The sequence below is a fragment of the Mucilaginibacter sp. P1_A3 genome (assembly GCF_056406855.1).
In genome coordinates, this window is sequence record NZ_JBFTZJ010000011.1 from 151,287 (window position 1) to 177,506 (window position 26,220).

A 26,220-nucleotide genomic window follows, 5' to 3' on the forward strand; every position below is an offset into this window, starting at 1 on the left:
TACTAATGTTATTTTTGTACTAAAACGCAAAAATTGTTACAAAATTGGCAAGCTTTAAATACTTTTTTTTCATATTTCATCAGCTTGCCGATTTCGTAACAACAACCTTGTGTAAATGTTTTGAAAAAAACTTAACGAAAAAGCAAAAAAATCACAGCGACTATATAAGTGCCTGGAGTAAATGGAATTGCAGCATTTGGGTATGCTACGCCACCGCAATAATATTAATAGGAATGTATTGATTTTTTAATAATTATCACTACATTTGCAGCCCCGTAATAGCGGGTAATTAATTAAAAATCAAAGTATAATAATGCAACAGTACGAAATCGTGATCGTTCTAACCCCGTTGTTATCAGAAGAAACAGCTAAAGAAGGCATTGCCAAATTTAGCAAAATCTTAACTGATGGCGGAGCCGAAATTGTCCAGGAGGATAATTGGGGTTTGAGAAAATTAGCGTACCCTATTCAAAAAAAGACTACAGGGTACTATCACTTAACTGAATTTAAGGCTCCGGGTGATTTAATTAACAAATTGGAGATTGAATTAAGGCGCGATGAGCGTGTTTTGCGTTTCCTGACCATAGCGTTAGACAAACATGCCATTGCTTACAATGACAAAAAACGTAGCGGTGCCTTTAACAAGAAACCTAAAACAACAGAGGAGGCTTCAAACTAATGGCAAACGATCAAATTAAATACGTTACCGCTCCTAAGGTGGAGGATAACCGTAAAAAATACTGCCGTTTTAAAAAGAATGGTATTAAGTATATCGACTACAAAGACGCTAACTTTTTATTAAAGTTCATTAACGATCAGGGTAAAGTATTACCACGTCGTTTAACTGGCACTTCATTGAAATTTCAGCGTAAAGTGGCCCAGGCTGTTAAACGTGCCCGTCACATTGGTTTATTACCTTACGTTACAGATTCATTAAAATAATAGGAGATTTAAGAAATGGAAGTTATTTTAAAACAAGATGTAAAAAACCTGGGTGATAAAGACGATGTTGTAAACGTTAAACCAGGTTATGGCCGTAACTACCTTTTACCTAAAGGCTACGCCATATTAGCTACCGTAAGCGCTCGCAAAGTTTTAGCTGAAAACTTGAAACAAGCTCAGTTTAAACAAGAGAAAATCCGTAAGGATGCTGATGCGATTGCTGCCCGTTTAGAAGGTGTTAAACTTAACATTGGCGCTAAAGCCGGTGAAAGCGGAAAAATATTTGGTGCTATCAACACTATTCAAATTGCTGATGCATTGAAAAAAGAAGGCTTTGAGGTTGACCGTCGCCGTATCACTTTTGATCAGGAACCAAAGTTTGTTGGTGATTATATCGCAAACGTAAACCTGCACAAAGAAGTTAAGGTACAGGTTCCTTTCTCAGTAGTAGCTGAATAATTTATATTTCGAAATCCTGATTTCTATTTCGGATTTTGAGTTTAATTTTAGATTTTTAAAAGGTGTTTTGCTTTGCAAAGCACCTTTTTTCATTTAATAGAAACTTACTATAAATAGTGCAACGTAATTACAACTCTCCCCGAAAAACAAATTCAAAACCAGGCACCCGAACTTCAAAATCAAAAAGCAAGTTCGGTGGTATATTTAAGCTCATTTTTAGGGTAGTTAAGCTGGCATTTATACTATTTTTTGGCCTTAGCTTGTTTGGTGTACTATTATTCCGCTTTGTGCACCCACCCTTTACCTGGCTTATGATTGAGCGGGGCTTTCAACAAAAAGCCCGCGGTAAGGATTGGAAGATTGATAAGCAATGGAAAAGCTTCGACGAAATATCTGATAACATGAAACGCGCCGCCGTAGCCGCCGAAGACCAGTCATTTTTAGAACACCATGGTTTTGATTTCTATGCGATTGAAAAAGCGATTGAAAAAAACCAGCACAGCAAAAAACTGATAGGTGGCAGTACAATATCACAACAGGTAGCCAAAAATGTTTTTCTATGGGAAGGCCGCTCCTTATTGCGCAAAGGCGTTGAAGCCTACTTTACGGTGCTAATAGAAGTTTTCTGGAGCAAAAAACGCATCATGGAAGTTTACCTCAACGAGATTGAAATGGGCGATGGCATTTACGGCATTGAGGCGGCATCACAGGCCTACTTCCATAAACCTGCATCTGATCTTACCAAACATGAGGCTGCGGCCATAGCTGTTATTTTTCCAAGTCCGCTTAAATGGTCGGCAACTAACCCTACCCGTTATTTAAAACACAGGCAATACCTCATCATGAAAAACATGAAAAGACTGGGGCCTTTGGATTTTTAAAATAAAGAACAATTACAGTTTTATCCTTTTTTTGAGATCCTAACGATTGGTGTTTACTGCCAAAAGTTTAAGTTGTTGCAGCGCCTGCAGTGCTTTTTTATTATTCCCCGGATCGTTCTGCTCAAATTTTATACTATCGGCGGCGCTATAAAAAGTGAGGATATTTTGCTGCATATCGGGGGTTATGCATGCAAACTTGCCATCCTGCAGTTTCAGCAACCATTGGTTATAGGTTTTATCAGCAAGTGGGTACTCATCAGGTTTAGTCTGCTTCCCTGTATCAAAATCAATATTACTGAGTTGCAATTTATGGTTACCTACCCTTGTTAAGGCAATAGAATAGTTAGTCAAAATACTATCCATACTTGTTATAAATAAATTTTCGCTGGCCACTCCCGGGTATTTAAATTTGAATTTTTTAAGTGGCCCTACCTTAGGTAATATTTTTATCATAAAGGCGACCGCACGGGCTTTAAAATCCGGACGGGCGTAATTACTACCAAACTCATTGTTGAACATTTTCCGGGGCATTCTGTACCTGAAACTGCCGCGTTTTACCAGCGGATCGACTTTCAATATCTCTCCTTTTTTAGATTGCCAGGCATTATGAATTATCGCCGGGAATAAATTGCGCACCCCCCATCTGAATGTAGCAACGCTGGATTCAAAGCTTGGGAACAGCTCATTAAGATTTTGGCCGTAAACTTTCAGGAAAGCCCTTTCAAGTACCGGTTTCGACATAGAGAAGCCAATAAAGTCATGATAAGCTATTGACGCATAATGCCCTTTGGCTGTTTGTATGGCATCATATGCCAATTCCATTCTGCTATGTGAAGTATGGTCATCATTATAGGTAACTACTGCGCCAAATTTTTGCTTAAGAGCTGGATTACCTAAAGGAACCGAACGATTAGTAGCAAGCGAATGGCCATATTGATCGGCCATATAATGTGATAACGCGCCAAGTGCAAAGGCATATTCATCCAGGTTTTGTGATTCGTCAATTAACGTAGTTATAAAATCACCACTGCGCACATAATGAAGCAGATCTGTAAAATAAGGATCACCAAATGGCATGTACCCCATATCTGCCACCAGGCAACCTCCATAAGCAAAAGCATGGGCTTTTTTTAAATCAGCGATACTTGAATTAGGGTATCGTTTTAATAGCAACGGCTGTATTTTGCCCATCCATTCCGCATCAACTATAGCCTCATGCGCCAGGATTGAAAATCCTCTTGAGGAAGACGCAAGCATCATAAAAAAAACAATTACAAGGAGATACTTAAAAAGAAAGGGAGCCTTCACGATAGCAATATATGCAAAATAACAACAAGCAATATCATTTGTTTTATGCCAATGATGTTATACAAAGGCGACTACCAACAAGGCTGCTTATCTTCTTTTCCTCATTATTTATACTTCCAGTGTCTTGATTTACCTTCGGCAAGCCACCCGGCGGCTGTTTCCATACGTTTTTGGCGTGTGGCTTCGCTTTTGGCATCAATTATCCACTCCACATATTCTTTTTTATGCGAATAGCTCGATCTGTCAAAATTAAGGCTGGCATTGGGGTAAGCCGTTAAAAATTTCGTGAAATATTCAGGGATAACCAATTCGCTTTTAGGGGCCGAAGCCTTTTTTACAGCTTCGGGAGTTTTTTTACCGCTTTCATTAAAGGCAATGGCCTGCAGTATAAAATCCTGCAGAATCTCTTTTGAAGGCAGGTCTTCTATTTTGGTGATGCGGCCAAAGCTGCCGGCAGAACCATCGCCAATGCTTAATGCATTATAAGGGTCATTTAATAATGTTGCTTTCCAAAAACCGAAGGCGCAATGTTCTTTGAAAGCTACCATTTGACAAACCACGCCTTTGTAATCAAAAAATGGAAAACCCCATTTAATCGCTTCGGTTAATAATGGAGAAGTTTCATGAACTAACTGCCGCAAATAAGTAAGTATTGGCTTTGCAAATTCGGGCGACTTTTCAATGTAAGCATCTACCCTGTTATCATATTGTTCCATAAAATAAATTTAATAACAAATGACTTAATTTCAAGCAGATGTGCAACCAAAATAATACACCATGCGTCTAAGGTTATGGAAGAACAGATTAACAGTACGCAAATCAATATCAAGCTATGTTATCAACATCATTGAAACTATCCCTGGGCACATTAATCATGGTATTACTGTTACAGCCTTGTTACTGCCAGGTAAAAAGCACATCGCCCAATCCTTTTACTGATAAAGACATGATTTCATGGGATTACAGCTCAAAAGTGATTGGAGAAGATTATACGATATATGTACATTTCCCTCCCGGATATGATACAACCAAAACAAAATATCCGGTATTGTACATGACCGATGGCGACTGGAACATGACCGTTGCCATGAACTGCTTTAACATGCTGAGGCAGGATTATGAAACCACCGAAGCCCTTATTATAGGCATAGGTTACGGCAGCAGGCCAAACAAACGAAACCGCGACCTTGACCCAAAAACCGGCGGGCCAAATTTTTTATCATTTATTGAGCAGGAAGTGATCCCTTTTGTGCAAAGTAAATACCGGGTAAATGATAATAAAGCTTTATATGGCTACTCCTTTGGCGGCATGTTCACTACTATGGTGCTGTTTCAACATCCAGGCTTATTTAACATGGTGTTCATAGGCGCACCGGGGAATAGCGGCAGCGAGTTGATACCATCGGCACAAAAATATTTTGCCAGTAATAAGGACCTTAACTGCAAGGTGTTTGCCGGCGTAGGATCCTACGAGCACGAAACAGCCCAAAACATTGAGCTATTTAAAAGCTACATGGAAAAGCAGAACTGTAAAAGTCTTGAAATTGCAACGGCGATAACCCCTAACGCGGGTCATGGTGCGGCGTTGGCACAGGTAATGCAAAACGCTATAGCCTTTGCCTATTGTAAAAAACACAAACCGATTACAGTGACGGCAAAAGAGCTTGAACAATATACCGGCGATTATACCATAACCGATAACGCCAGGGATAAATTTAAACTATACCTGGAGGGTAATAAACTTTACTTTAAGCAGAATGATCAATTACCTATAGAATTTGCTCAGTATGCAAAGGATTCGTTTTTTATGCAGGAGAATGAAAGGGCTGATATTACCTTTAAAACAGCAGGAGGCAAAATGTACATGTTGTTTAGCTTCCCCAATGAAAAACCAACACGGCTTGACAAAAACAAATAGATTATGATTTTAGGCAGGCAGTCGTTATTGAATAACCAGATCTCTGAATAACTGGATATGCCAGCTGTTTTTAAAAGGCACTTCCCATTTGCTTTCCAGCTCGGTTAAGTTTTGTACCATATTGTTGTAAACAATGGTTTCGGTATTTATTTTGCCCTGTTTCAGCATATCTTCAAACGCATGGCGCGGCAATGATAAAATCTCCTCACCATCGCGATAGGCCAGGTTAAAACGATCAAATAAATTGATGTTAAAATGCTGCTCTATCTGCTTCATAAAATGAACCGATTTATCAATTGAGCATCCGCTGGCGCCAGCCTGGCTTTCGTCTACAATCAAAATCAAAAAACGATTGTACCGCACCTCGCCTTTGGCTTTCAACTGATTGTTGTGAGCCGTCCAACCGGTAGCAAATTTATCAAGCTCCTGCTGGATCAGAAGTACTTCCTGGTCGGTTAATTTTTTATCGGCCTGGTATATCCAAACTCTTGATTGTTGAGAAAATTCCATTTGCAAAAATATCAATTTATTAACTTCGGGTTACATTTTGTTGTCATGAAAACATCAATCTTGCCACCAATTAAAAAAAACACGGTAATTATAGCAATATTGGCCTTCAGCGGCTTCATTTACGGGTTTAAACCGGGCATTGATGAACTGGAATGGCTAAGCTGGAGCAATAAATGCCTTGTTGAATCATACAACCCTGCACCTGATATCCAGCTAAAAAAGTGGGAGATCACCCTTACTAACGATTACTTTTTGCGCTTAAGAAAAACTTATCCACATGGCCGGCAGGAGTATTTTTCATTCAATTTGCACCGGCTCAACAACGTTGAATACCAGGGAAATGACACAACAGGAACCCTCAAATTAAGTACAATAAACGATGATATTATTGTACAAACCTATGAAGACCCCAAGGGTGATATTGACTCCATGGCAACCACTTTAGAATTGCCGGTAAAGAACATGAGCCCGGTACGTTTAGATAGCCTAAAAAACGCCCTAAATTATTTTAAGATAAAAGGTTCATAAACCATTGGCCCCCACCGGAGGTCGCCAATATTAAGCAATGCTTAATAATTTATTCAGGCGATTCGCTGATCTCGCCTATAAATTCACTTATACTACTGTAGTTTTTAAACGCGATGGCCGAATTAATAACGCTTAACCGGTTAAGAATATCAAGCGCTACCTGTAAAGCATCAATTTCTTTTCCAAGCATATTTGCATCCCAGTTAATGCCGGCCAAAGTTTCATTCTCGGCCATACCCACACACCAGCTTTCTAAAAATTCTGCCAATGGAATTTCTGTCGGAACGTAACTACGCCAATCGTCCCTGGCACAAATTTTAGCATAAGCCCTTTCCGACCAAAATGGCACCACAGTAACTTCTTCATTATCATGCGAATGCGAATTTGCCCATCCCGTTTTGCTCATTAGCGCCCACACCAATTTTGTGGCTGCTACTCTTTCTATAAATAATTGATACTTTGATTCAATTGCTGCGGTATCCTGTAACATATCTTTTTTATTAAAACAATCATTTAATCATTCTCTGCCCCCATTAAGCCATTCCAGAGGGCAGCACCATCCCAAACCTTATTAGAGCTCCGACAAGCTCACATTTACTGAACAGATCTCTGCGCAGGCATTACAGGCGATACAAGCTCACCATTCCTTCCCGACAGGCAAAACACCACACAAAACATTAATTCCCCCACAGCCCACTTTCCTTGCCTAAATAAGCCAACACCTGCCCCGGCCACCTGATCACGGATATCCACCTCCAAAAAGGGCAATGAATAAAGCCTGTGCAATCATGATGCCTGCATGGTAGCTTTTCAAAGTTAAATTCAATTGTTGATACACAGAAATGTTTTTAAAGTGAAAAAAAATAACAAAAGCTAAGTACCTGATTTATTGAAAGATTGTTCAAAATATGCGATTATAGCACTATAAATTCAAAATTTTTTCAAAAAATAATTTCCAAACTCGAAAAAGAAAACTACATTTGCACTCCCGAAAAGAAGGTATCATAGCTCAGTAGGTAGAGCAAAGGACTGAAAATCCTTGTGTCGCTGGTTCGATCCCAGCTGATACCACAGAAACAGAAATCCTCTTAGTTAACGCTAAGGGGATTTTTTGCGTTTAACCGCCTTTCCTGACATGCAACGACTTTTTTGAGATCAGTCCGAAAATTCACATCGCCCCGTATCTAATTAGATGATTTTTTCTCTTTAAATAAATCATTAACAAGCTTTTAATGATTTACTAACAAATTGCTTATCATATATATTATTTGTAAGTTTATGTAATCAATTGTATTATTTATGGTGGTAAAATTTTAGGCATTTATTTTGTCCTTACTTGGCTTTTTTATTAAATAATTAAGTTATCAACCGCCAAAAAGAACCTCCACCAGACGAAATAAATTTCTATATCATATTAAAACTTAAACATTATGAACAAGATTTTAATTTTTGCAGCTTTATTTAGCTTATTGATTTTGGGATGTAAGAAAAAAGAGAAGTCTCCTGAGGCAAGCCTGTCGGGTGCGTATGAACTTGAAAAACAAGTGCTCGATCGAGGAGGCAAAGACTCTACTATTAAACGAACTCAAGTTAAAATCTATACAGATCGTAACTATGTATACGCCAGTATAGTTCCTGATTCATCTGTTGGGTTTGGTGTTGGCACTTATACACTTGACTCGGCTAACCGACTTAAGGAACATAGTATTTATACCAGCAGAGCGCTTGACTCATCCCTAACCTATAATCTTGAGATTACAAGAAAACCTGGTGGTTATACCCAAGTCATTCCCGACTTTGCCACAGTAAAAGGTGTAAAATACGCATTGAAAGAAGATTATAAAAAATTCCCGCCAGCGGATAGCTCAGTGCTTGATGGTTTGTGGAAAATGGAAAGAACCTATACAATAAAAGGCAAGGACACGATCCCAACTGATGTAACGCAGTATAAAATATTCTGGGGAGGACATTTTATTTTCATACACAGGTTCCTTCAGAATAAGGAAAAAAACATCTTTAAAAATGGATTTGGTACTGGGGTATTTACTTTTAGTAATGATACGCTTAGGGAAGAAGAGCAAATATCAAATTACCGGCTTCTTCAGGGTAATAAATTTACTGTTAAAGTCACGATGAATGGTCATGACGAATATACCCAGGTGATTAATAGTGCAACAAATGGCCAATCTGTAGAAATATACAAGCGTGTCAAATAAAAATTCCTTATTTAACCTTGTGTCACTGGTTCGATCCCAGTTGATACCACAAAATTTCGGTACTGCCGAGAATTACAGAATTAGGCCCGCTTATTTTTATAAGTGGGCTTTTTAGTTTTCATTACATAAAATTTTGTCAGTAAATGATCCCGGATGGCTCCGTGATCGCATTAAGTAATCCCATTTTAGGGATCTTACTCGGTAAACTAAAATTAAAAGAGGCTGTGTCACTTTTGAAGACAGCCTCTTACTTTCTTAGTGATGATAAAGTTTTGGTGCGGCATTTAACATCGGAAATTGCCTTTGATGCCAGTAAGGATAAGCGGCTTGTGTATCGCTGGCTTTATCTAAACGTTTAACTTGTTCAACTGTCAAGTTCCAACCTACTGCTTCCAGGTTTTGTTTAAGCTGTTCCTCGTTTCTCGCACCAATAATGATATTAGCAATGGTTGGGCGCTGTAATAACCAGTTCAAAGATATTTGCGCAGCAGTTTTACCGGTTTCTTCCACAAGTTCATCCAGTACATCTACAATATTATATAAGCGTTGTTCATCCGCGTCAGTATTCATTACCGGGCTACCTCCTTGGGCTACACGCCCATCTTGTGGCACAGGTTGACCTCTTCTGTATTTGCCGCTTAATTTCCCAGCGGCCAGCGGGCTCCAAACAATGGTGCCGATGTTTTCTTCGATCCCCAATGGCATCAGTTCCCATTCAAAGTCCCGGTTAAGCAGCGAGTAATACGCCTGATGAGCGATATACTTTGACCAGCCATGACGCTCTGAAACAGACAATGATTTCATTAAATGCCAGCCTGAAAAGTTAGAGCAGGCGATATAGCGCACCTTGCCGCTCTCAACCAGTGTTTCTAAAGCTTTTAAAGTTTCATAGATCGGTGTGTTGGCATCAAAACCATGCATGTGGTAAATATCGATGTGATCAGTACCTAATCGCTTTAAACTATCATCGCACGCTTTGATGAGATTGATGCGTGATGAACCGAAGTCGTTCGCGCCTTCGCCCATTGGAAAAGTGGCTTTGGTAGAGATCAATACTTTGTCACGAAGGCCGGTTAGTGCTTTGCCCAATATCTCTTCTGCAATACCGCCCGAGTAAACATTGGAAGTATCGAACAGGTTTACGCCAGCATCAAGGCATAAATTAACTAAAAGTGTAGCCTCATCTACCTGGGTGCTGCCCCAGGCTTTAAAAAATTCATTGCCGCCGCCAAAAGTTGCAGTTCCGAAACTTAAAACCGGCACTCTAAGTCCCGAGTTTCCTAATTGTCTGTATTCCATAGTTGTGAATTAGCCTTTGTATTGATTTAAAAATGTTAAAACCGGTCCACCCCCAACTACTTTTCCTTTTAAGAAATTGATAAAGGTAACGGTATGATCGAAGCCTACATGCGCGTCAAAATCCGCTTGTGATTTAAAGACCTCAAAAAAAACGATCATGTGTGGTTCTTCTTTTTTGGTATTAAACAGAAAGGCTTCACAGCCGCTCTCTTTGCGCGTAGCGATCCAGACCATCTCTGCCGCCGCCATTACTTCTTTTTCAAAGTCGGGCAGGATATTGATCTCTGCTGTAAGGCTGATATTGTTTGCTGATTGCATTGAGTTAAATTTTTTCGCTAAAGCATTTAATTAATCGGGTGTAGTAGTCAGGAAATTCATTCAGGTGAGCCCAAGCGATCTTACCTGTTAATAATGGATCATTCCCGGTTACGTCGGTGTAAGGGTCATTCAGTCCATGTTCCATCTCAATATCCAGGCCTGTCTGAAATTCAGCTAAGCTTGTTTTATTCCAATCTATTCCCAATTGATTGCCGATGTGCCGGGATTCTTCAACTGTAAAATGTTTTTCTTCAGGCATAATCTTTTATTTAGGCAATATGATATTTACTTGTGGATTAATAATGATACAGCGCTCCAACAAAATGCTTTTGATGAGCCATCTTCCATTTTCTCTTACGTAAGATTCAAAGTAACGGCCAAATCCCTTGGTAATGGTTTGTTTGCCATCGTCAACCCCAATAATGTAATCCGTCATGAACCAATTCCCCTCGGCATGGTAAGCATCTTTCAGTTCAATATCAGGCATAGATCCGGTATGTGCCGTAACTGTTGTTGCATGTCTCTTCGAAAAATTGGCGATGAGTTCTTTGCTACCTCTCACATGGATTTGCCCCGGTGGATAATCGAAAGTTACATCATCTGTTAGGCAAGCTGCCAACCCCGACCAGTTTTTCGCATCCAGACACGAGAAGTATCTTGATTTTGACTGTTTAATTTCCTCTATCTCTTTCATTTTGTTCATTACAGTTGATTTAAGTAGGCAACCATTTTTTCACGGGTTGCCTGATTTGGTAATTCACCGATTCCGGCTTTAAAATTATCAGCGGCATGCGCAACATCCGCGGTAGCTGGGATTACGCAGGTAACCGCAGGGTGGGAAATAATGTATTTTAGAAAATAGGCGCTCCAGCTTTCGATCTGTAATTCCTTAACCCATGCCGGCAAGGCTTTGCCTTTAACCTTGTTAAAAAGATTACCCGAGCCAAATGGCCGATTGATCAAGGTAGCTACACCCAGATCGGCAGCAGCATCAAGTAACCGCTTTTCTGCATGGCGCTCACTAATGGAAAAGTTGAACTGTACAAAGTCCACATTTTGGATTCGCAGAATCTTTTCCAGTTCTTCGTGACTGGAATCTGTATAATGAGTAATACCAATATACCTGATCCTGCCCGTTTCTTTCCAAAGTTGTAATATCGGCAAATGTGTTTGCCAGTCAGTAAGGTTATGAATTTGGATCAGGTCGAGGTTTTTACGTTTCATTCTAAGTATGGAATTTTCCATTTGCCAAATGCCTTCCTGTAAACCACGTGTCCATACTTTGGTAGCATAAAAGAAATCATTACTAATCTCCATTTGCGAGGTGATGTCACCGATCACCTGTTCAGAACGGCCATACATCGGCGAGCTGTCCATCAGGGTACCACCAGCATTGTGCATCGTGCGCAGAACATTTTCCAATGCAGGGTATGCCTTGGTATTAGCAGCGTTAAACGTTTGCCAGGTTCCCATGCCTATTACAGGCAGTTCTTTACCGGATGAGGGGATGATGCGTTTTAACATATCATTAGGGAATCAAGGAATGATTACATGCCGAATAAATAACCTGATGGTAATCACCGGATAAATCTGTAGTGCCTGATGTGAAACAAACAACCAGCAGGCATACTTTTAACATCATAAAGCAGCAGCACCAAAATAATTCTTTTGAAGTGTTTTGTGATTGATCCATAACTAAGCCGGTATAATTTTGTGGGCTTTCAATTCATCAAAAGTATTTTTAAACGATTCAAAGCTTTCGACCTGCATCTCATGAAAACCCGCGCGACGAAGCTTATTGACGTCGAAAAAAGCATCTGCTTCAACATTAAAAATAAAGTCACCAAACGGCCAGTTAGCGAGTTCTTTAATTGTATGAGATTTCAATCCATATTTATTAATGATACCCGCCCAAAGATCTTCCTTATCGGCCATGTAATCCGCAAGTGAAAATGTGATCGAACTATCCATACTAACGCCAAAATAGGCAGCAATTTTCGGCCAGATCTGTTCCCAGCGAAAAATATCGCCATTGGTTACATTGTAGATCTGCCCATAACAAGCTTCGTGTAATGCGGCATATTCCATGCCTTTGGCCAGAATCTCACTGTCGGTAATATTTACCAGTACTTTATAAGCCATCTCAGAACCCGGAAAACGGAAGGGTACATTGAGCTCTTTACATAGTGTTGCATACACCGCTATCAGGTTAGCCATATTCATTGGGTTACCCACCGCAAAGCCCACCATAATATCAGGTCTCACTGCTGTCCAGCTCCAGGCTTTTCCCTCGGATTGTTTGGTCAGGAAGTCCTGCTGGCTGTAATAAAAGTTTGGCGGGAAATGGCGCGAATCGGTTTCTAGTGCCGGAGTTTTGTATTTACCCAAATGCGCCCCGTAAGCTTTCCCTCCTTGTATAAAAGTCAGGTGTTTAAAGCCTAATGCTACTTTCTCCAGGCCTAATACCAAGTTCTGAAGCAGTAATATATTCGTTGCTGTTTGCTCTGCAAGGGTTTTCTTCTCCATGTAAGCGGCATAGAAAACGTGGCTCACATTTGCCAAAGCCGCTGCATTGTTTTCAACTGCGTTGGAATCTGTCAAATCCATCCTAACAAACTTTGCAGTTGTTTCAAAGTCCGGCTCGCGATATGAGGTTATGATAATTTCATCCCAAATATCCCGGGTTTGCAAGTATTTTGCCATGTTACGGCCAACGATACCGTTTCCGCCTACGATCAGTGCTACTATTTTATTATGCATGTTGAATTATATCAGAAGTGAAATTATGACGTCATATACCAACCGCCATTTACATTAATAGTTTGGCCGTTGATGTAGCCATTAGTAGCTAATAGCAATACCACATCGGCAACCTCGTTTGGCTGACCGAAACGGCCTATGGGTATTAGGGTTGGTTTGATATTTGGATTATCCTTAATCATATCCGTTTCGATTAACGCAGGTGCAACAGCGTTAGCGGTAATGCCACCATGTTTAGCCAGCATGGCAGCGTAAGAATGCGTTAACCCGATCAGGCCGGCCTTAGCAGCTGCGTAATGCGGACCGATAACACCACCTAATTGCGCAGCAACAGATGACAGATTAATGATCCTGCCAAAATTTTTCCCGATCATTCCGGGAATAGCTGATTGTGTTGTTAGAAAAGCCGATGTTAAATTAATATTCAATGATTGCTGAAAATCGGCAAGCGTTACATCAACCAAAGTTTTGGTTGGATTGATCCCGGCATTATTAACCAGAATATCTACATTACCGGCAACTTGATTGATCTTTTCAAATAGCTTTTTAACCGCATCTTCTTTTGATACATCTGCTTGTGTGGCAAAAGCCTTTCCGCCTTCTGTCTCTATTTGTTTAACGATGTCTTCCGCTTCGGTTTTACTGTTATTATAATTCACGATCACAATAGCGCCTGCTTTCGCCAGGCTGAGGGCGATAGCTTTTCCCAAGCCTTTAGATGCACCGGTTACTAAAGCGATCTTATCTTTTAATGTTGGATTTTCCATAATTAAATATTATGGAACAAAATTACGGCCGTAATTAAATTTAAGTTAGCATGTTCAGGACGAGTATTGGTACTTTTCGTACATCTGCTTGCGATACTCTGCCGGGGTTAGGCCAGCTTGCCTTTTGAATTGCCGGGAGAAATAAGAAAAATCGCTAAAGCCCAGGTCATCACCAATCTGCCCGATAGGACGATCACTGTGTAACAACAATCTTTTTGCTTCCAGCATGATCCGGTCACGGATTACTTCCCCAATGGCTTTCCCGGTAACCTGTTTACATATCTCGTTAACCCTGTGTGAGGTGAGGCTTAATTTATCGGCATAAAAACCGATCTGACTTTCTTTATCGAAATTGTCTTCGATCAATTTTTTGAGTTGTTTATAGCGGACTATATTTGTTAGATCGTAGCTGAACGCGCTTTTTTCGTGAATTAGGCGCTGTGTTCTGGTCAGGAACACAAACAATAAATTGGAGATAATAAACGATGACTTTTCGGGGCGGATGATCTCATCGAGCATCAGATCAAGCACCGGTAATAGTTCACTTATCGCATCATTGTCCAACTTAAATGATGGACTGGCGTAACTGTTATCCAGGAACCCAAACTCTTTGATGGCATCTTTATTAGGGGTATTCAGCAAAAGGAACTGCTCCGTAAAAGTGATAGAAAAACCCGTTACAGATTCCGCCTTATTCATTAAGTGCAATTGACCGGGTGAGATAAAAAACAGCATATTCGGTTCAATGGTCACCTGATGGTAGTCGATCACATTGGTCGAGGTGCCCGAAGTGAGCCACATCAATTCATAAAAACTGTGTTTATGGGGCCACTGTAATTTGGGCGGGCGTTGCAAGCTTTCAAAACGCTCTAACATGAACTGATTATCAATTGCTTGAAATGAAGGAAAATCGGATATGTTGTACGTTGGGATCACCATGTAAATATATTGGATTTACAATTAATTGTGCCTTATGTGGAAACATCTAAAGGCAACCTTTACGGGCGTTATATTCATATCTCAGCGCATCGTGCGCTAAAATAAGGGGCTTGGATAAATCTAAATAACTTGAACCAAAAAATTTATAAGTCTAAATCTGCTATTAAGCGCAAATTATGCAGGAAATGGTTCGAAATTTGTACGGGAGTCACCACACCTTCAAAAGCTTCTTGGTTAATTCTAAGAGTTTTTTTTATACCGTTAAGTATTATTGGAAACTCCAAACACCAGTATTTTTTAAGAAATCAAACAATAAAATTCTAATATTCAATCACTTAATACATCTTATCGACTTTAATTATCGATAGCAGGGAATAAAAGTCAGCAAATAATTCATTAATTTAGCTTCTGTATCGGCTGGATATTATATCACGCCTTACTCCAATAATAAATCGTTAGCGATTAGGGAATTGTCATTTGCCAACTGTAAATAACCTGCGAGCGTTATGTTTCAACAATTCTACGAGCCGCATCCGGCCTTAAAAGAGTTTGTAAACAACATCATGATTCATGAGGTAAAGTTTGAGGCGGCAAAAAAAGCGCCCACTTTTTCTATTCCACCGCTTCCCGAAAACTGCTTGTTCTTTTATGTAAGGGATAGTGTGGAGGCGGAGTGCGTACCCACAAAAAAAAGGGAAACGCTTTCATCTTCCATCATAACCGGCCCCCAGGTTAACAGACAAATTATCATCCCGGGAGGGCATCATTTGATGGTAAAGGTGGGATTCCAGCCCGGTGGCTTGTACCGTTTTTTAGGTATTCCAATGAATGAGCTTTTATGCAATGATGCATTTGATGCGCTGGATCTGCTGGGAAATGAAATGTACGAAATAAATGAAAGATTATGGGAGGCTGGTTCTTTTTCCGAAATGAAAATGATTGTTGAAGGTTTTCTGCTAAAACGTGCAGGAAAACTAAAACAGATCTTGCCCATTGATCGTGTATTTCCGCGGATTATAAAAGAACGCGGATTACTTAAAATAGACCAGCTGGCATCCCAGGCCTGCTTAAGCACCCGGCAATTTGAAAGGGTATTTCAACAACGGATAGGCTTATCGCCCAAACATTTCTCCCGTTTGGTAAGATTTGCCCAGGCCTGGATCATTAAAGAACAACAGCCAGGTATTAGCTGGATAAACATTGCGAATGAATGCGGATATTTTGATCAGATGCACCTCATACGCGATTTTCATGAATTTGCAGGCGTCAACCCCTCATCAATTGAAGCGGATCTTTTAAAATCACCCACCAAATTTTTTAACCGGCTCTTCTGCTAAGACGTCGTTTTTGTACTATGTATTTCCCTTCTTCTGGAGATACTTTTATAGAAAAATACTTAGTTATGAAAAAAGCACTTACAACAATAGTCTGCTTATTGATAAGTGGGCTCATATTTGCTCAGGATCGCACCAAAGATGAAACAGCCATCAACAAGCAGGTTGATGCGATGATATATAGTTGGAACAATCATAATTATGATGATTTGAAAAATTATACTACAGAAAATACCGATTGGGTAAATGTGGTAGGCATGTGGTGGAAAGGACGAAAGCAGTCACAATATGCACACCAGGTATATCATAATACAATTTTTAAAACAGCGGTATGCGAGAAAACGTCTGTTGCCATTCGCTTTGTAACAAATGATGTGGCTATAGCCCACCTATTTTGGCATTTTTCTGACCCTCACCCCGTTCCGTTGCCTGACGGAAAAAGCCCCGGTCCGACTGATGGCCTGGCAACCATTGTATATGTGAAACAAAACGGAAAATGGCTAATGGATGCCGCGGAAAATGTTGTAATTGATAAAGGAGCACAACCGTTTGACCCGGTGAAACAAATGCCGAAGGACTAAACGTGATTAATAAATCCTCCGGCTAACACAAAAAAGCTTCTTAGTTAAGTTAACGCTAAGTAGCTTTTTTGTGCCATACCTCTAATTGCATTTTGTAAATCTTCTCATCATTGCCTATACTTCAACCATGGCTTTAATAACTCCGTTGGCCGGGTTTAGCCAGCTTTTAAACTGATCTTTTACTTCATCAAATGATACCCGGTGCGTAATATAAGTTTGTGGATTAACCTGCCCGCTTTTCATAGACCTGATCACGTGCTCAAAATCCTGCCGGGTAGCGTTCCGGCTGCTCATCAGGGTGGCCTCGCGTTTATGAAACTCCGGGTGGCTAACTATAATATCGCCCCGCTGCAAACCTACCAGTACATACCTGCCACCATGTGCAAGGTATTGAAAGGCGCCATTTATGGCGTTTTGGTTACCGGTTGCATCAATTACCACGGTAGGCATATCGCCGTTGGTAATTTCATTTAATCGTGCCAGGGTATCTTCGTCCTTTACGTTTATGGTATGGGCAATTTTCAGGTTATCCTTGCAAAAAGCCAAACGCTGCGCGTTTACATCGGCAGCTATTACCGTTGCCCCTGCTATACGCGCAAACTCCATAATACCCAAACCAATTGGCCCCGCGCCAATAACCAGTACAAACTCTCCGGGTTGTACTGCGGCCCGCCGTACGCCATGCGCACCTATAGCCAATGGTTCAACCAGTGCCAGCTCATCAAAGCTAAGCCCTTCGCCATGCACCAGTAAACGGGAGGGTACCTGCAGGTATTCGACCATGCCGCCATCGGTATGTACCCCGCAAACCTGTATGCTAACACAGCAATTAGGCTTACCAGAGCGGCAGGCTATGCAGTGCCCGCAATTAAAATAGGGTATAAATGTTACGGCTTCTCCTTTTTCAAACCCATCCTCGCCCCCTGCATCAAGCAATTCGGCGGCAAGCTCGTGACCCAACACGCGCGGATAGCTGAAAAAAGGCTGCGTGCCTTCAAACGCATGCAGATCGGTTCCGCAGATGCCTATTCGTTTTATTTTAAGCAAAGCATTGCCAGGTTTAAGTTCAGGAACATCGGCAACACCATATTCCAGTTGACCGGGAGTTATACAGGTAAGTATTTTCATTATGTTATTTTAAATGAGAATCAAGAATCAAGAGTCAAGAATCAAGAGAAAAAGCGCCAATGGCTACTCCCTATTCCAAACTCAATAAGGTAAAGGCTTGAAAACTTTGTATTGTTCTTTTTGCGCCCATCTTCTGTCTTGGCTCTTGACTCTTGATTCTTGATTCTTAGTAATTGTAAATCTATTTATAAGGATACCCCGCGTTTCCACGGGATAAAATCGTCCTGGCCGTGCCGTACGGCGCTTACTTCAATTTCGCCGCTGGCAACTTTAATAACATAGTCCAGTATCCTTTCTCCTGCCTGTTCAATAGTTTCGTCACCTTCAACTATGGTACCGGTATTAATGTCAATAATATCGCTCATCTTGTTAAACAAGGTTGTGTTTGTGGCAATCTTCACAACCGGGACTATCGGGTTACCGGTTGGCGTACCCAAACCTGTTGTAAACAAAACCACATTGGCGCCAGATCCAACTTCGGCCGTGGTTGATTCCACATCATTACCGGGTGTACACAGCAAATTCAAACCTGGTTTGGTAACTTTTTCAGGATAGTCAAGCACATCGGCCACCGGTGATGTCCCACCTTTTTTTGCAGCACCCGCTGATTTAATGGCATCTGTTATTAAACCATCTTTTATATTACCCGGCGATGGGTTCATATAAAAGCCAGATCCCGCTTCTTCGGCACGCTGGCTATAACTGCTCACCAGGCTGGCAAAACGTTCGGCATTGTCTTTATCCAGGCAACGGTCTATCAGGTTTTGTTCAACGCCGCACAATTCAGGAAATTCAGACAAAATAACCGAACCGCCAAGAGTCACCAACAGATCCGAAGTATAACCGATAGCAGGGTTCGCCGAAATTCCGGAAAAGCCATCAGAGCCACCGCACTCCAGGCCAATAACAAGCTTACTTAATGGCGCTGGTTTACGAGTAATTTTGTTAGCCTGCATTAACCCGGCCAGGGTTTGCCGTATGGCCAACTCCATCAGGTCAGCTTCTTTGCCGGTTTTCTGCTGATCCAGGATATACAGCGGCTTATTAAATTCAGGCGAGCGTTTATTGATCTCCTCCTGCAAGGTCCTTACTTCTGCATTTTGGCATCCTAAACTTAATACGGTAGCGCCCGCCACATTGGGATGCGTAATATAACCTGCCAGTAAACCGCATAAGGTGGTTGAGTCCTGCCGTGTGCCACCGCAACCGCCGGTATGCGATAAAAACTTAATGCCATCTACATTAGCAAACAATTTACTACCGGTACTTTGAGCAGTATCGTCATCAATTTCGGTATATAATACTTCATTGATCTCTCCGCCTGCTTTAATCATACCTATCAGTTGCTGGGCCTTTATCTCGTAGGTTTTCTTTCGTCCATAGCCCAAAGGTTTTACCAGCGCTTCCTGCAATACTTCAATATTGCGGTTCTCGCAAAATACCATCGGAATCACCAGCCAGTAATTGGCCGTACCCACACTGCCATCTTCGCGGTGATAGCCGTTAAAGGTTTGGCTCTGCCATTTACTTACATCGGGCTTGTGCCAGTCGGTATGGCTGTTGCCGGTTAAAAAGCTATTGGCCGCATGCACTACATTGCCGGTGGAGAGCAAACCACCAACCGGGATAGGGCTTTTTGCCTTACCTACCAAAACGCCGTACATAATGATCTCGCCACCTTCTGGAATATCGGCAATGGCAAATTTATGTTTGGCGGGGATAAAATCAGTTAATGTATAACTACCTCCCTTATATTCAACAGCCTCACCGGCCGGCAAATCAACCAGGGCCACCAGTACATTATCGGCAGGATGTACTTTTATAATTCGTTGTTTCATTGTTTTAATTTTGATAGTGTAGCGATCCGTTTAACTCTTATTGATCTGATTAAATTGCTCAATCACGGCTGCTGTAAAGCCAGGCAAAGTACTTAGGTCTGCATCCCACAGGTCTTTATTTTTTAATATATTTTCAATTACAACATTACCATCCCCGTTTTCCCAAACCTTTGCGAAATAGGCCGCCTGGCTATCTGTAACTTTATATTCCTCTCCGTTAATAGTACCGGTATATTGCCCATCATCCCCTGCCTTAACATGCATAAAACGGATAAAGGCAGCAAAACCCGTTGCGATACATAGCGGTACTGTATTGTTTAATTTATAATAGTTTAATAATAACGGAATAACCCTCATTTTAATTTTAGTGGAGTACTGTACCGAGATACTTAACCACTCATGCCTGATATACGGATTGCGGAACCGATCCAATACTTTGTTTGCAAAATCGGCAGCAACTACATCATCAATTTTATAAGGAATGGCAGGCCTGATCTCCTCAAACATTAACTGCGTGATAAACTTTGTAAACATTTCATCATCCATCGCCTCTTTAACGGTTTTAAATCCCGATAAGTAGGCAAAAGCGCAACAAAGCGTATGCGTACCGTTAAGCAGGCGCAATTTCAACTCCCTGAACAATTCAATATCGGGCGTTATCACTACGCCTTCATCTGCCTGCCAAAATGATAACACATCTTTTATTTTATCATCACCTTCAATAGCCCATAAACTATAGGTTTCGGCCATGATGCCAAGGTTATCGGTGTAACCATTTTTTGCCTCCAATTCCTCACCCGAAGCCTTATCCGGTCGCCCTGGTACAATCCTATCCACCAATGAATTACAGAAGCTATTGCTATTTTCCAGCCAGTCCATAAAGGCGGGTTCCAGCTTGTTAAGATGGGCCAGTTCCAATACAATGGCTTCCAGCTTTTTACCGTTATCAACAATAAGTTCTGTAGGGATAATAACCAGGCCGCTATCCGTACTGCCATTAAAAGCCTGGTATCGCTCATATAAAACAGCCAGTAGCTTACCTGGGAATGAAGCCGGTGGGTGCTTGCGTACATCCTCTTTAACCAGTTTAATGCCAACTTCTGTAGTGTTGGATATCACAACCTGCAACTCAGGGCTTTTAGCCACCTCTAAAATTGCCTCCCATTCATTAGCGGCAGATAAAACCCGGCTTATTGCCGATGAGATAATCTGTGTGCTTACTTCCTCCCCATTTACAATGCCCTTTGAATAAATGGTGTACAAATTATCCTGCTTATCAAAATCATCAACTGTGCCTGTATCTGTTGATTTTACAACAACCACCCTGCCGTTAAAAATCCCTATACGGTTGGCTTTATCAATAAAGTAATCGGGCAGGCCCCTTAACAGCACTCCGGTACCAAATTGCAGCACTTTTTCTGGCAGTTCAAATATTTGCTCACCGGGTATTTCAAGCCCTGGTACGTTTATTCTTTTTAGGTTATATTTTGATAAGATCATATTGTTTTTATTGGGGTATTTTTTAATTAATCATTGTTTTGAAATGATGCTTTTACCGACATTTTTTTTACGGATAATTTGACAACTCCTTGTAATTGGTAATGGATATTAATTTTGGCCATGCTGATAGCATGCAGGCTTAAAATTCCTAAGCAAGATTAATCGCTCTTGAGTACAAAAAAAAGTATCTGGCCAACTAAAACTGCGCAAACGTTTCCGGGAACGTTTGCACAGTTTTAAAAGCTGTTTACAAAAGCATGCTCACACCAGCTTTTTACAAAAAACAGTCATGTAACAAAAATCCCTAATATTTGAAACTGTTTGGTGTTAACCGTACTTTGCAGGCTCAAAGGACCAAATTATGTTTGAATCTTATACCATTAAGGACATAGCAAAGGCTTTGGGTGTATCAACATCAACTGTATCAAGAGCTTTAAAGGGTAGCTATGAAATAGGCGCCGAAACTAAAAGACTGGTTCAGGAGTTTGCCGAAAAGGTAAACTACCGCCCAAACCCCATAGCATTAAGCCTTAAGGACCAAAAAAGCCATTCCATTGGTGTTGTGGTATGCGAGGTAGCTAATGATTATTTTTCACAGGCTATTAATGGCATCGAGTCAATTGCCTATAATCTTGGCTACCATGTCATTATCACCCAAACTCATGAATCTTTTGACCGGGAAACAGTAAACGTGCAGCACTTACTTTCAAGGCATGTTGATGGCTTACTGGTTTCCCTATCTACTCAAACAACCGATACTTCACAATACAAGTATTTGCACGAAAAAGGTTTTCCTATTGTATTTTTTGACAGGGTAGCTACCGATATTAATACCCACAGGGTAGTTGCAAATAACTTTAAGGGGGCATTTGACGCTACGGAACTTTTAATAAATTCGGGCTTTAAAAAAATAGCACATCTTACCAGTTCAAATAATTTATCAATAAGCCACGAAAGATTTGATGGCTTTAAAGCCGCAATGGACAAACATGGCCTGGCATTTAACCCCGGTTATTTGAAACATTGTGAGCACGGGGGTATGATTTATGATGAAATAGAATTCGCCGTAAAAGCTCTGTTAGCTATGGACGACAGTCCCGAAGCTATTTTTATAGCCGCCGACCGGCTTACCATCAGTTGTGTATCTATATTAAAAAAACTGGGGGTCAAAATACCGGGGGATATCGCATTGGCGGGCTTCACCAACTCTGATGTGGTTGAACTATTTGATCCGCCACTAACCGTAGTACGCCAGCCAGCGTTCCAGATAGGACAAAAGGCTACAGAAATGCTCATAAAAACCATCGAAAGCAAGTGGCCGGTTGAAGAGTTCACCACAGAACGGATGGAGACCGAACTGATTGTACGGTCATCATCCCAAAAGCTGTACTAAGGTGATTTAATACAAAAAAAGCATCCGCTTCTGAGAATGCTTTTAATTAACTATTAACTGCTTAAAGAACGAACGAAGACTTTTTATAGTAACCCATCCAACTCATACAACTCATTGTATCGCATAAGCTTTTAACCCGGCATCAAGGTATTTTAAATAACTAAGCGGATCATAATCTGCCCCGCCCGGCGTTACCAAAGGCTCCTGTGTATCCGGATTAAGCAGCACATAAAATGGCTGCGAATTGGATACAAATTTGGAGGTTTGCAGGTAGCTCCATTTATTGCCTATGGTTTGAATTTTCCGGCCCTCGGGAGTGGTTGCCTGCTCCTCTTTTGCTAAATCTGTTTTGTCATCAACATACAGCTGGATAAGTACATAATCTTGCGTGATACGTTGATATACCTGTTTATCCGGCCATACATTAGCTTCCATTTTGCGGCAGTTAACACAGGCATGACCCGTAAAATCAATCATCACCGGTTTGTGCATCTTTTTGGCGTAGGCTATTCCCTCCTCGTAATCAAAATACGGATCGAAGCCTTTGGGCTTATCAAACAGATCGGCATATTTATGCGGGCCGGTAGCTGCCTCGTTACCCTTGTTATTAGTAATACAGGGGGCAGACAGGTCAAAATCCTGGGTTGATTGTGGCGGCAAAAAAGCGCTGATAGATTTAAGCGGCGCTCCCCATAAACCAGGCACCATGTACATGGTGAATGATAGTACAATAATGGCCAGGAAAAGTCTCGGCACCGAAATGGATTTCAACTCGCTGTCGTGACTGAATTTGAGCTTACCTAACAGGTAAAAACCCATCAGCGCAAAAATCACTATCCACAATACCAGGAATATTTCCCGATCAAACCAGTGCCAGTGATAGGCCAGATCAACATTACTTAAAAATTTAAAAGAAAGTGCAAGCTCCAGGAAGCCCAATGTTACTTTAACACTATTGAGCCAACCGCCCGATTTAGGCAACGATTGCAGCCAGCTGGGAAACATGGCAAACAGCACAAAAGGAATGGCCAGCGCCAGCGCGAATCCAAACATCCCTATAGCCGGGCCAAGCAACGCGCCCGTTGTGGCTGCCTGTACCAACAGGGTACCAATAATAGGACCGGTACAACTAAAAGATACCAGGGCCAGTGTAGCAGCCATGAAAAACAATCCCATCAACCCGCCTTTATCTGAATTTTGATCCATTTTATTTACCCAGCTTGATGGCAGGGTAATTTCAAATGCGCCCAGGAAAGATGCCGCAAATACAACGATGAGCAGGAAGAAACCAAAATTAAAGATCCCGTTTGTGGACAAACTATTCAAGGCATCGGCTCCAAAAACAATTGTTACCACAAGCCCCATTACCACATATATAGCTATAATGCTGATACCATAAACTGCCGCTTTACCAGCCGGACTACCTTTTTTATCGCCCGATTTGGTGAAATAACTTACCGTTAAAGGCAACATCGGAAAAATGCAGGGCATGAGCAATGCTGCAAACCCGCCTGCCAAACCGGCTAAAAAGATGGTCAGCAGTGTTTGTTTATTTTGATCCTTATTTGCTCCTTTTGCGGGTGCCTTTACAACTTTTTTGCTAATCACCTTTTCCCGGCTGCCGTCTTTGTCTGTCCCGGTGGTTTTTGCAGCCGGGGGCGTATTTATTTCTGTAAATTCAATACCTGCTGTTGAGGCGGTATCCTGCGCCTTTGCCAAATTTGGGGTGAACAGGATACCGGCTGTGAGTAAAATAAGTAATATGGTCTGCTTCATTAATTTTGTTCTTTAAAACCTGTAATCCTTTTACTACCGGGATAAATAATATTCAGGACAACATGGATACTGTATCGCGCCAAAAATTAAGGCAAAGGCGTAGCCTTGGGGTATTCCCCCAAATTCATTTTAATTTGAATGGATATTGGTTTATTTTACCGGGATGCTGAACTCGATATCATCTGGTGGCAGGCACTTTTGATCGTTACAGGTCATGTATTCCAGTTTGCCGCTTACCGTAGTTTGCTTGGCTTTCAGCCTGATCTTTTGCTGAAAAATCACGCTCTTTTCAAAGAAGCCAACTTCCATCCCGAAAACTTTTTCCATGCGGGTTATGGGCTGAGGCTCGATAGTTTTACCTACCAGTGTAAAAGCTTTTGATGGCGTAAAATCGATGGTGGTTTTTACAGGGCCGCCGTCTTTAACAAACTGGGAATATACATGCCAGCCTTCGTCAATAGTAGCTTTAATAAATACTACCGCTTCGGTGGTGCTGGTTTTTTTTGCGGCATAGCTCCAACGTACGGGTTGTAGTATTTGCGCTTTGCTTTGTATCGCAAACAGAACCAGGACTATTGCAACAATTGTGATTTTTTTCATGAGGTTTTTGATTGTTTTTATGGAATAATAAATTCGTTTAAGCGGGAGATAGGCTGATAACCGGTAAAATCGGTATTGGTAGATAGATAGCCTTCTTTAATAATTTCTTCTTTTACCAGGTCTGTGCTCAGGTATTTTTTATTGCTATCGCATAGCAGGGTAACCACCACGGCATCCTTTCCTAATTGTTCTTTCAACTTAATGGCTCCTATCACGTTGGCGCCCGATGAAATACCAACGGCCAGTCCCAATTGCCTGGATAGCTTTTGTGCCATAATAATAGCATCGCCATCATTTGCCTGAACAACCTGATCCATTTGATCAAGCTTTACAATAGCCGGTATAAACTCGTCAGAAATTCCCTGGATACGGTGGCTGCCAACCTTATAACCTGTTGTTAATGTAGGTGACTCGGCCGGCTCCAAAGGGTGAATCTTAATTTGCGGATTCATGGCTTTCAGATATTTGCCTGTTCCCATTACGGTACCGCCGGTACCTACGCCCGCCACAAATGCATCAGGTTTAAGACCGATATTAGCCAATTGCCTCCATATTTCTGGCCCGGTGGTCATTTCATGAGCCTCGGCGTTGTGGTTGTTTTCAAACTGCTGTGGTAAAAATACACCTCCCTGTGCTGCAAGCTCTTCACTAAGTTTTATACTGCCCAAAAAGCCGCCTTGCTCTTTACTGATCAATAACACTTCGGCCCCCATGCTCCTGATAATATCTATCCGCTCTTTGCTTAACCAGTTGGGCATAATGATCTTTACTTCATGCCCCAACGCTTTTCCAATCGCGGCAAAGGCAATACCTGTATTACCGCTGGTGGCCTCAATAATGGTATCGCAGGGGTTTATATTGCCGTTTTTATAAGCCTGGTGTAAAATGTAGAGCGCCATTCTATCCTTTACACTGCCTGTAAGGTTATAATGCTCACATTTTACATAAATTTCTCCAGCGCTGCCATTATAGGTGTACTGTAACTTTAACATTGGCGTGTTACCTACCAGGTGCCATAAGTTTTGAAACCTTTTTTCCAGTTCTATATCTAAATCCAATACTGCTGCCCCTACCATACCTTAAAATTTATGGTATAAATGTCCCTATATCCTATAATAAGAACAATGGTTTCCATAAAATCCATAAATTTTATGCTTTAATCATATTTTATAGTGTTATTTTTCAGTTTCGCAGAACATTAGTTCTTATCATTGTGTGTTTTTTC

28 protein-coding genes and 1 tRNA gene are annotated in these 26,220 nt (G+C 41.2%); 11 read left to right on the forward strand and 18 right to left on the reverse strand.

The window, feature by feature from the left end:
• The first annotated feature begins 313 nt into the window (after positions 1-313).
• The 4 genes from rpsF (at position 314) to mtgA (ending at position 2,282) form a co-directional block, all read left to right on the forward strand.
• The gene (gene rpsF / locus AC1D0K_RS23330; protein ID WP_295714278.1) at positions 314-679 is read left to right on the forward strand and encodes a 30S ribosomal protein S6; all 366 of its coding nucleotides are present in this window, start codon (positions 314-316) and stop codon (positions 677-679) included.
• On the forward strand, positions 679-942 hold the full coding sequence (gene rpsR / locus AC1D0K_RS23335) for a 30S ribosomal protein S18 (protein ID WP_067054791.1): 264 nt from the start codon (positions 679-681) through the stop codon (positions 940-942). The genes rpsF and rpsR overlap by 1 nt, the downstream gene beginning before the upstream one ends.
• Positions 943-957: 15 nt before the next feature.
• A complete protein-coding gene (rplI, locus tag AC1D0K_RS23340; protein ID WP_076377921.1) occupies positions 958-1,401 on the forward strand; it encodes a 50S ribosomal protein L9 in 444 nt (147 codons plus the stop codon).
• A gap of 116 nt (positions 1,402-1,517) precedes the next feature.
• Positions 1,518-2,282 carry a monofunctional biosynthetic peptidoglycan transglycosylase gene (gene mtgA / locus AC1D0K_RS23345; RefSeq protein ID WP_477392210.1) on the forward strand — a complete coding sequence of 255 codons (765 nt, stop codon included), beginning with the start codon at positions 1,518-1,520 and terminating at the stop codon, positions 2,280-2,282.
• 39 nt (positions 2,283-2,321) lie between these two features.
• On the opposite strand, the gene AC1D0K_RS23350 is transcribed toward mtgA, so the two are convergent.
• Positions 2,322-3,542 (reverse strand): zinc dependent phospholipase C family protein, encoded by a 1,221-nt coding sequence (locus AC1D0K_RS23350; RefSeq protein ID WP_477392211.1) that lies wholly within the window; start codon positions 3,540-3,542, stop codon positions 2,322-2,324.
• A gap of 152 nt (positions 3,543-3,694) precedes the next feature.
• A complete protein-coding gene (locus tag AC1D0K_RS23355; RefSeq protein WP_477392212.1) occupies positions 3,695-4,306 on the reverse strand; it encodes a YdeI/OmpD-associated family protein in 612 nt (203 codons plus the stop codon).
• A 116-nt stretch (positions 4,307-4,422) separates the two neighbouring features.
• On the opposite strand from AC1D0K_RS23355, the gene AC1D0K_RS23360 reads away from it, so the two are divergent.
• Positions 4,423-5,508, forward strand: coding sequence for an alpha/beta hydrolase-fold protein (locus AC1D0K_RS23360; RefSeq protein ID WP_477392213.1), 1,086 nt, complete (start codon positions 4,423-4,425; stop codon positions 5,506-5,508).
• A gap of 24 nt (positions 5,509-5,532) precedes the next feature.
• Here AC1D0K_RS23360 and AC1D0K_RS23365 read toward each other — a convergent pair whose 3' ends face one another.
• Positions 5,533-6,018 carry an ABC transporter ATPase gene (locus AC1D0K_RS23365; RefSeq protein WP_477392214.1) on the reverse strand — a complete coding sequence of 162 codons (486 nt, stop codon included), beginning with the start codon at positions 6,016-6,018 and terminating at the stop codon, positions 5,533-5,535.
• 45 nt (positions 6,019-6,063) lie between these two features.
• Between AC1D0K_RS23365 and AC1D0K_RS23370 the strand changes: the two genes are divergently transcribed.
• Entirely contained in the window at positions 6,064-6,546 is a 483-nt protein-coding gene (locus AC1D0K_RS23370; protein WP_477392215.1) for a hypothetical protein, read from the forward strand.
• A 49-nt stretch (positions 6,547-6,595) separates the two neighbouring features.
• On the opposite strand, the gene AC1D0K_RS23375 is transcribed toward AC1D0K_RS23370, so the two are convergent.
• Entirely contained in the window at positions 6,596-7,036 is a 441-nt protein-coding gene (locus AC1D0K_RS23375; RefSeq protein ID WP_295714301.1) for a DUF2750 domain-containing protein, read from the reverse strand.
• Positions 7,037-7,544: 508 nt separating this feature from the next.
• Here AC1D0K_RS23375 and AC1D0K_RS23380 point away from each other — a divergent pair.
• Together AC1D0K_RS23380 and AC1D0K_RS23385 are read left to right on the forward strand one after the other, a co-directional pair.
• Positions 7,545-7,617 (forward strand) — tRNA-Phe (locus tag AC1D0K_RS23380).
• A 359-nt stretch (positions 7,618-7,976) separates the two neighbouring features.
• Complete coding sequence (locus AC1D0K_RS23385; protein WP_295721712.1) at positions 7,977-8,762, forward strand: hypothetical protein; 786 nt, start codon at positions 7,977-7,979, stop codon at positions 8,760-8,762.
• 255 nt (positions 8,763-9,017) lie between these two features.
• Here AC1D0K_RS23385 and AC1D0K_RS23390 read toward each other — a convergent pair whose 3' ends face one another.
• The 8 genes from AC1D0K_RS23390 to AC1D0K_RS23425 all read right to left on the reverse strand — a co-directional run bounded on the left by AC1D0K_RS23390 (position 9,018) and on the right by AC1D0K_RS23425 (position 14,845).
• Entirely contained in the window at positions 9,018-10,061 is a 1,044-nt protein-coding gene (locus AC1D0K_RS23390) for an aldo/keto reductase (protein ID WP_477442149.1), read from the reverse strand.
• A 9-nt stretch (positions 10,062-10,070) separates the two neighbouring features.
• Positions 10,071-10,379, reverse strand: coding sequence for a putative quinol monooxygenase (locus AC1D0K_RS23395; protein ID WP_477392217.1), 309 nt, complete (start codon positions 10,377-10,379; stop codon positions 10,071-10,073).
• Between the two features lie 4 nt (positions 10,380-10,383).
• Positions 10,384-10,638: a DUF5661 family protein gene (locus AC1D0K_RS23400; RefSeq protein ID WP_477392218.1), complete on the reverse strand. Its 255-nt coding sequence runs from the start codon at positions 10,636-10,638 to the stop codon at positions 10,384-10,386.
• Between the two features lie 6 nt (positions 10,639-10,644).
• On the reverse strand, positions 10,645-11,082 hold the full coding sequence (locus AC1D0K_RS23405) for a nuclear transport factor 2 family protein (RefSeq protein ID WP_477392219.1): 438 nt from the start codon (positions 11,080-11,082) through the stop codon (positions 10,645-10,647).
• Positions 11,082-11,903: an aldo/keto reductase gene (locus AC1D0K_RS23410; protein ID WP_477392220.1), complete on the reverse strand. Its 822-nt coding sequence runs from the start codon at positions 11,901-11,903 to the stop codon at positions 11,082-11,084. Before AC1D0K_RS23410 ends, AC1D0K_RS23405 begins: the two co-directional genes overlap by 1 nt.
• A 171-nt stretch (positions 11,904-12,074) precedes the next feature.
• Positions 12,075-13,139, reverse strand: coding sequence for an SDR family oxidoreductase (locus tag AC1D0K_RS23415; RefSeq protein WP_477392221.1), 1,065 nt, complete (start codon positions 13,137-13,139; stop codon positions 12,075-12,077).
• A 23-nt stretch (positions 13,140-13,162) separates the two neighbouring features.
• Positions 13,163-13,906, reverse strand: a complete 744-nt coding sequence (locus AC1D0K_RS23420) for a 3-oxoacyl-ACP reductase family protein (protein ID WP_477392222.1) — start codon at positions 13,904-13,906, stop codon at positions 13,163-13,165.
• 54 nt (positions 13,907-13,960) lie between these two features.
• Positions 13,961-14,845, reverse strand: a complete 885-nt coding sequence (locus AC1D0K_RS23425) for a helix-turn-helix domain-containing protein (RefSeq protein WP_477442151.1) — start codon at positions 14,843-14,845, stop codon at positions 13,961-13,963.
• A gap of 506 nt (positions 14,846-15,351) precedes the next feature.
• Between AC1D0K_RS23425 and AC1D0K_RS23430 the strand changes: the two genes are divergently transcribed.
• The gene (locus AC1D0K_RS23430; RefSeq protein ID WP_477392224.1) at positions 15,352-16,182 is read left to right on the forward strand and encodes a helix-turn-helix domain-containing protein; all 831 of its coding nucleotides are present in this window, start codon (positions 15,352-15,354) and stop codon (positions 16,180-16,182) included.
• A gap of 65 nt (positions 16,183-16,247) precedes the next feature.
• Complete coding sequence (locus AC1D0K_RS23435) at positions 16,248-16,760, forward strand: SgcJ/EcaC family oxidoreductase (protein WP_477392225.1); 513 nt, start codon at positions 16,248-16,250, stop codon at positions 16,758-16,760.
• A gap of 114 nt (positions 16,761-16,874) precedes the next feature.
• Here AC1D0K_RS23435 and AC1D0K_RS23440 read toward each other — a convergent pair whose 3' ends face one another.
• The 3 genes from AC1D0K_RS23440 to AC1D0K_RS23450 all read right to left on the reverse strand — a co-directional run bounded on the left by AC1D0K_RS23440 (position 16,875) and on the right by AC1D0K_RS23450 (position 21,226).
• The gene (locus tag AC1D0K_RS23440) at positions 16,875-17,888 is read right to left on the reverse strand and encodes a zinc-binding alcohol dehydrogenase family protein (RefSeq protein ID WP_477392226.1); all 1,014 of its coding nucleotides are present in this window, start codon (positions 17,886-17,888) and stop codon (positions 16,875-16,877) included.
• 185 nt (positions 17,889-18,073) lie between these two features.
• Entirely contained in the window at positions 18,074-19,726 is a 1,653-nt protein-coding gene (locus AC1D0K_RS23445) for a UxaA family hydrolase (RefSeq protein WP_477392227.1), read from the reverse strand.
• Positions 19,727-19,756: 30 nt separating this feature from the next.
• Positions 19,757-21,226 (reverse strand): tagaturonate reductase, encoded by a 1,470-nt coding sequence (locus tag AC1D0K_RS23450; protein ID WP_477392228.1) that lies wholly within the window; start codon positions 21,224-21,226, stop codon positions 19,757-19,759.
• A 361-nt stretch (positions 21,227-21,587) separates the two neighbouring features.
• Between AC1D0K_RS23450 and AC1D0K_RS23455 the strand changes: the two genes are divergently transcribed.
• Positions 21,588-22,619: a LacI family DNA-binding transcriptional regulator gene (locus AC1D0K_RS23455; RefSeq protein ID WP_295721694.1), complete on the forward strand. Its 1,032-nt coding sequence runs from the start codon at positions 21,588-21,590 to the stop codon at positions 22,617-22,619.
• 111 nt (positions 22,620-22,730) lie between these two features.
• Here AC1D0K_RS23455 and AC1D0K_RS23460 read toward each other — a convergent pair whose 3' ends face one another.
• The 3 genes from AC1D0K_RS23460 to AC1D0K_RS23470 all read right to left on the reverse strand — a co-directional run bounded on the left by AC1D0K_RS23460 (position 22,731) and on the right by AC1D0K_RS23470 (position 26,071).
• A complete protein-coding gene (locus AC1D0K_RS23460; RefSeq protein WP_477392229.1) occupies positions 22,731-24,395 on the reverse strand; it encodes a protein-disulfide reductase DsbD family protein in 1,665 nt (554 codons plus the stop codon).
• Positions 24,396-24,545: 150 nt separating this feature from the next.
• Positions 24,546-24,995, reverse strand: coding sequence for a protein-disulfide reductase DsbD domain-containing protein (locus AC1D0K_RS23465; protein WP_477392230.1), 450 nt, complete (start codon positions 24,993-24,995; stop codon positions 24,546-24,548).
• A 17-nt stretch (positions 24,996-25,012) separates the two neighbouring features.
• Positions 25,013-26,071: a PLP-dependent cysteine synthase family protein gene (locus AC1D0K_RS23470; RefSeq protein ID WP_477392231.1), complete on the reverse strand. Its 1,059-nt coding sequence runs from the start codon at positions 26,069-26,071 to the stop codon at positions 25,013-25,015.
• Positions 26,072-26,220: the final 149 nt, after the last annotated feature.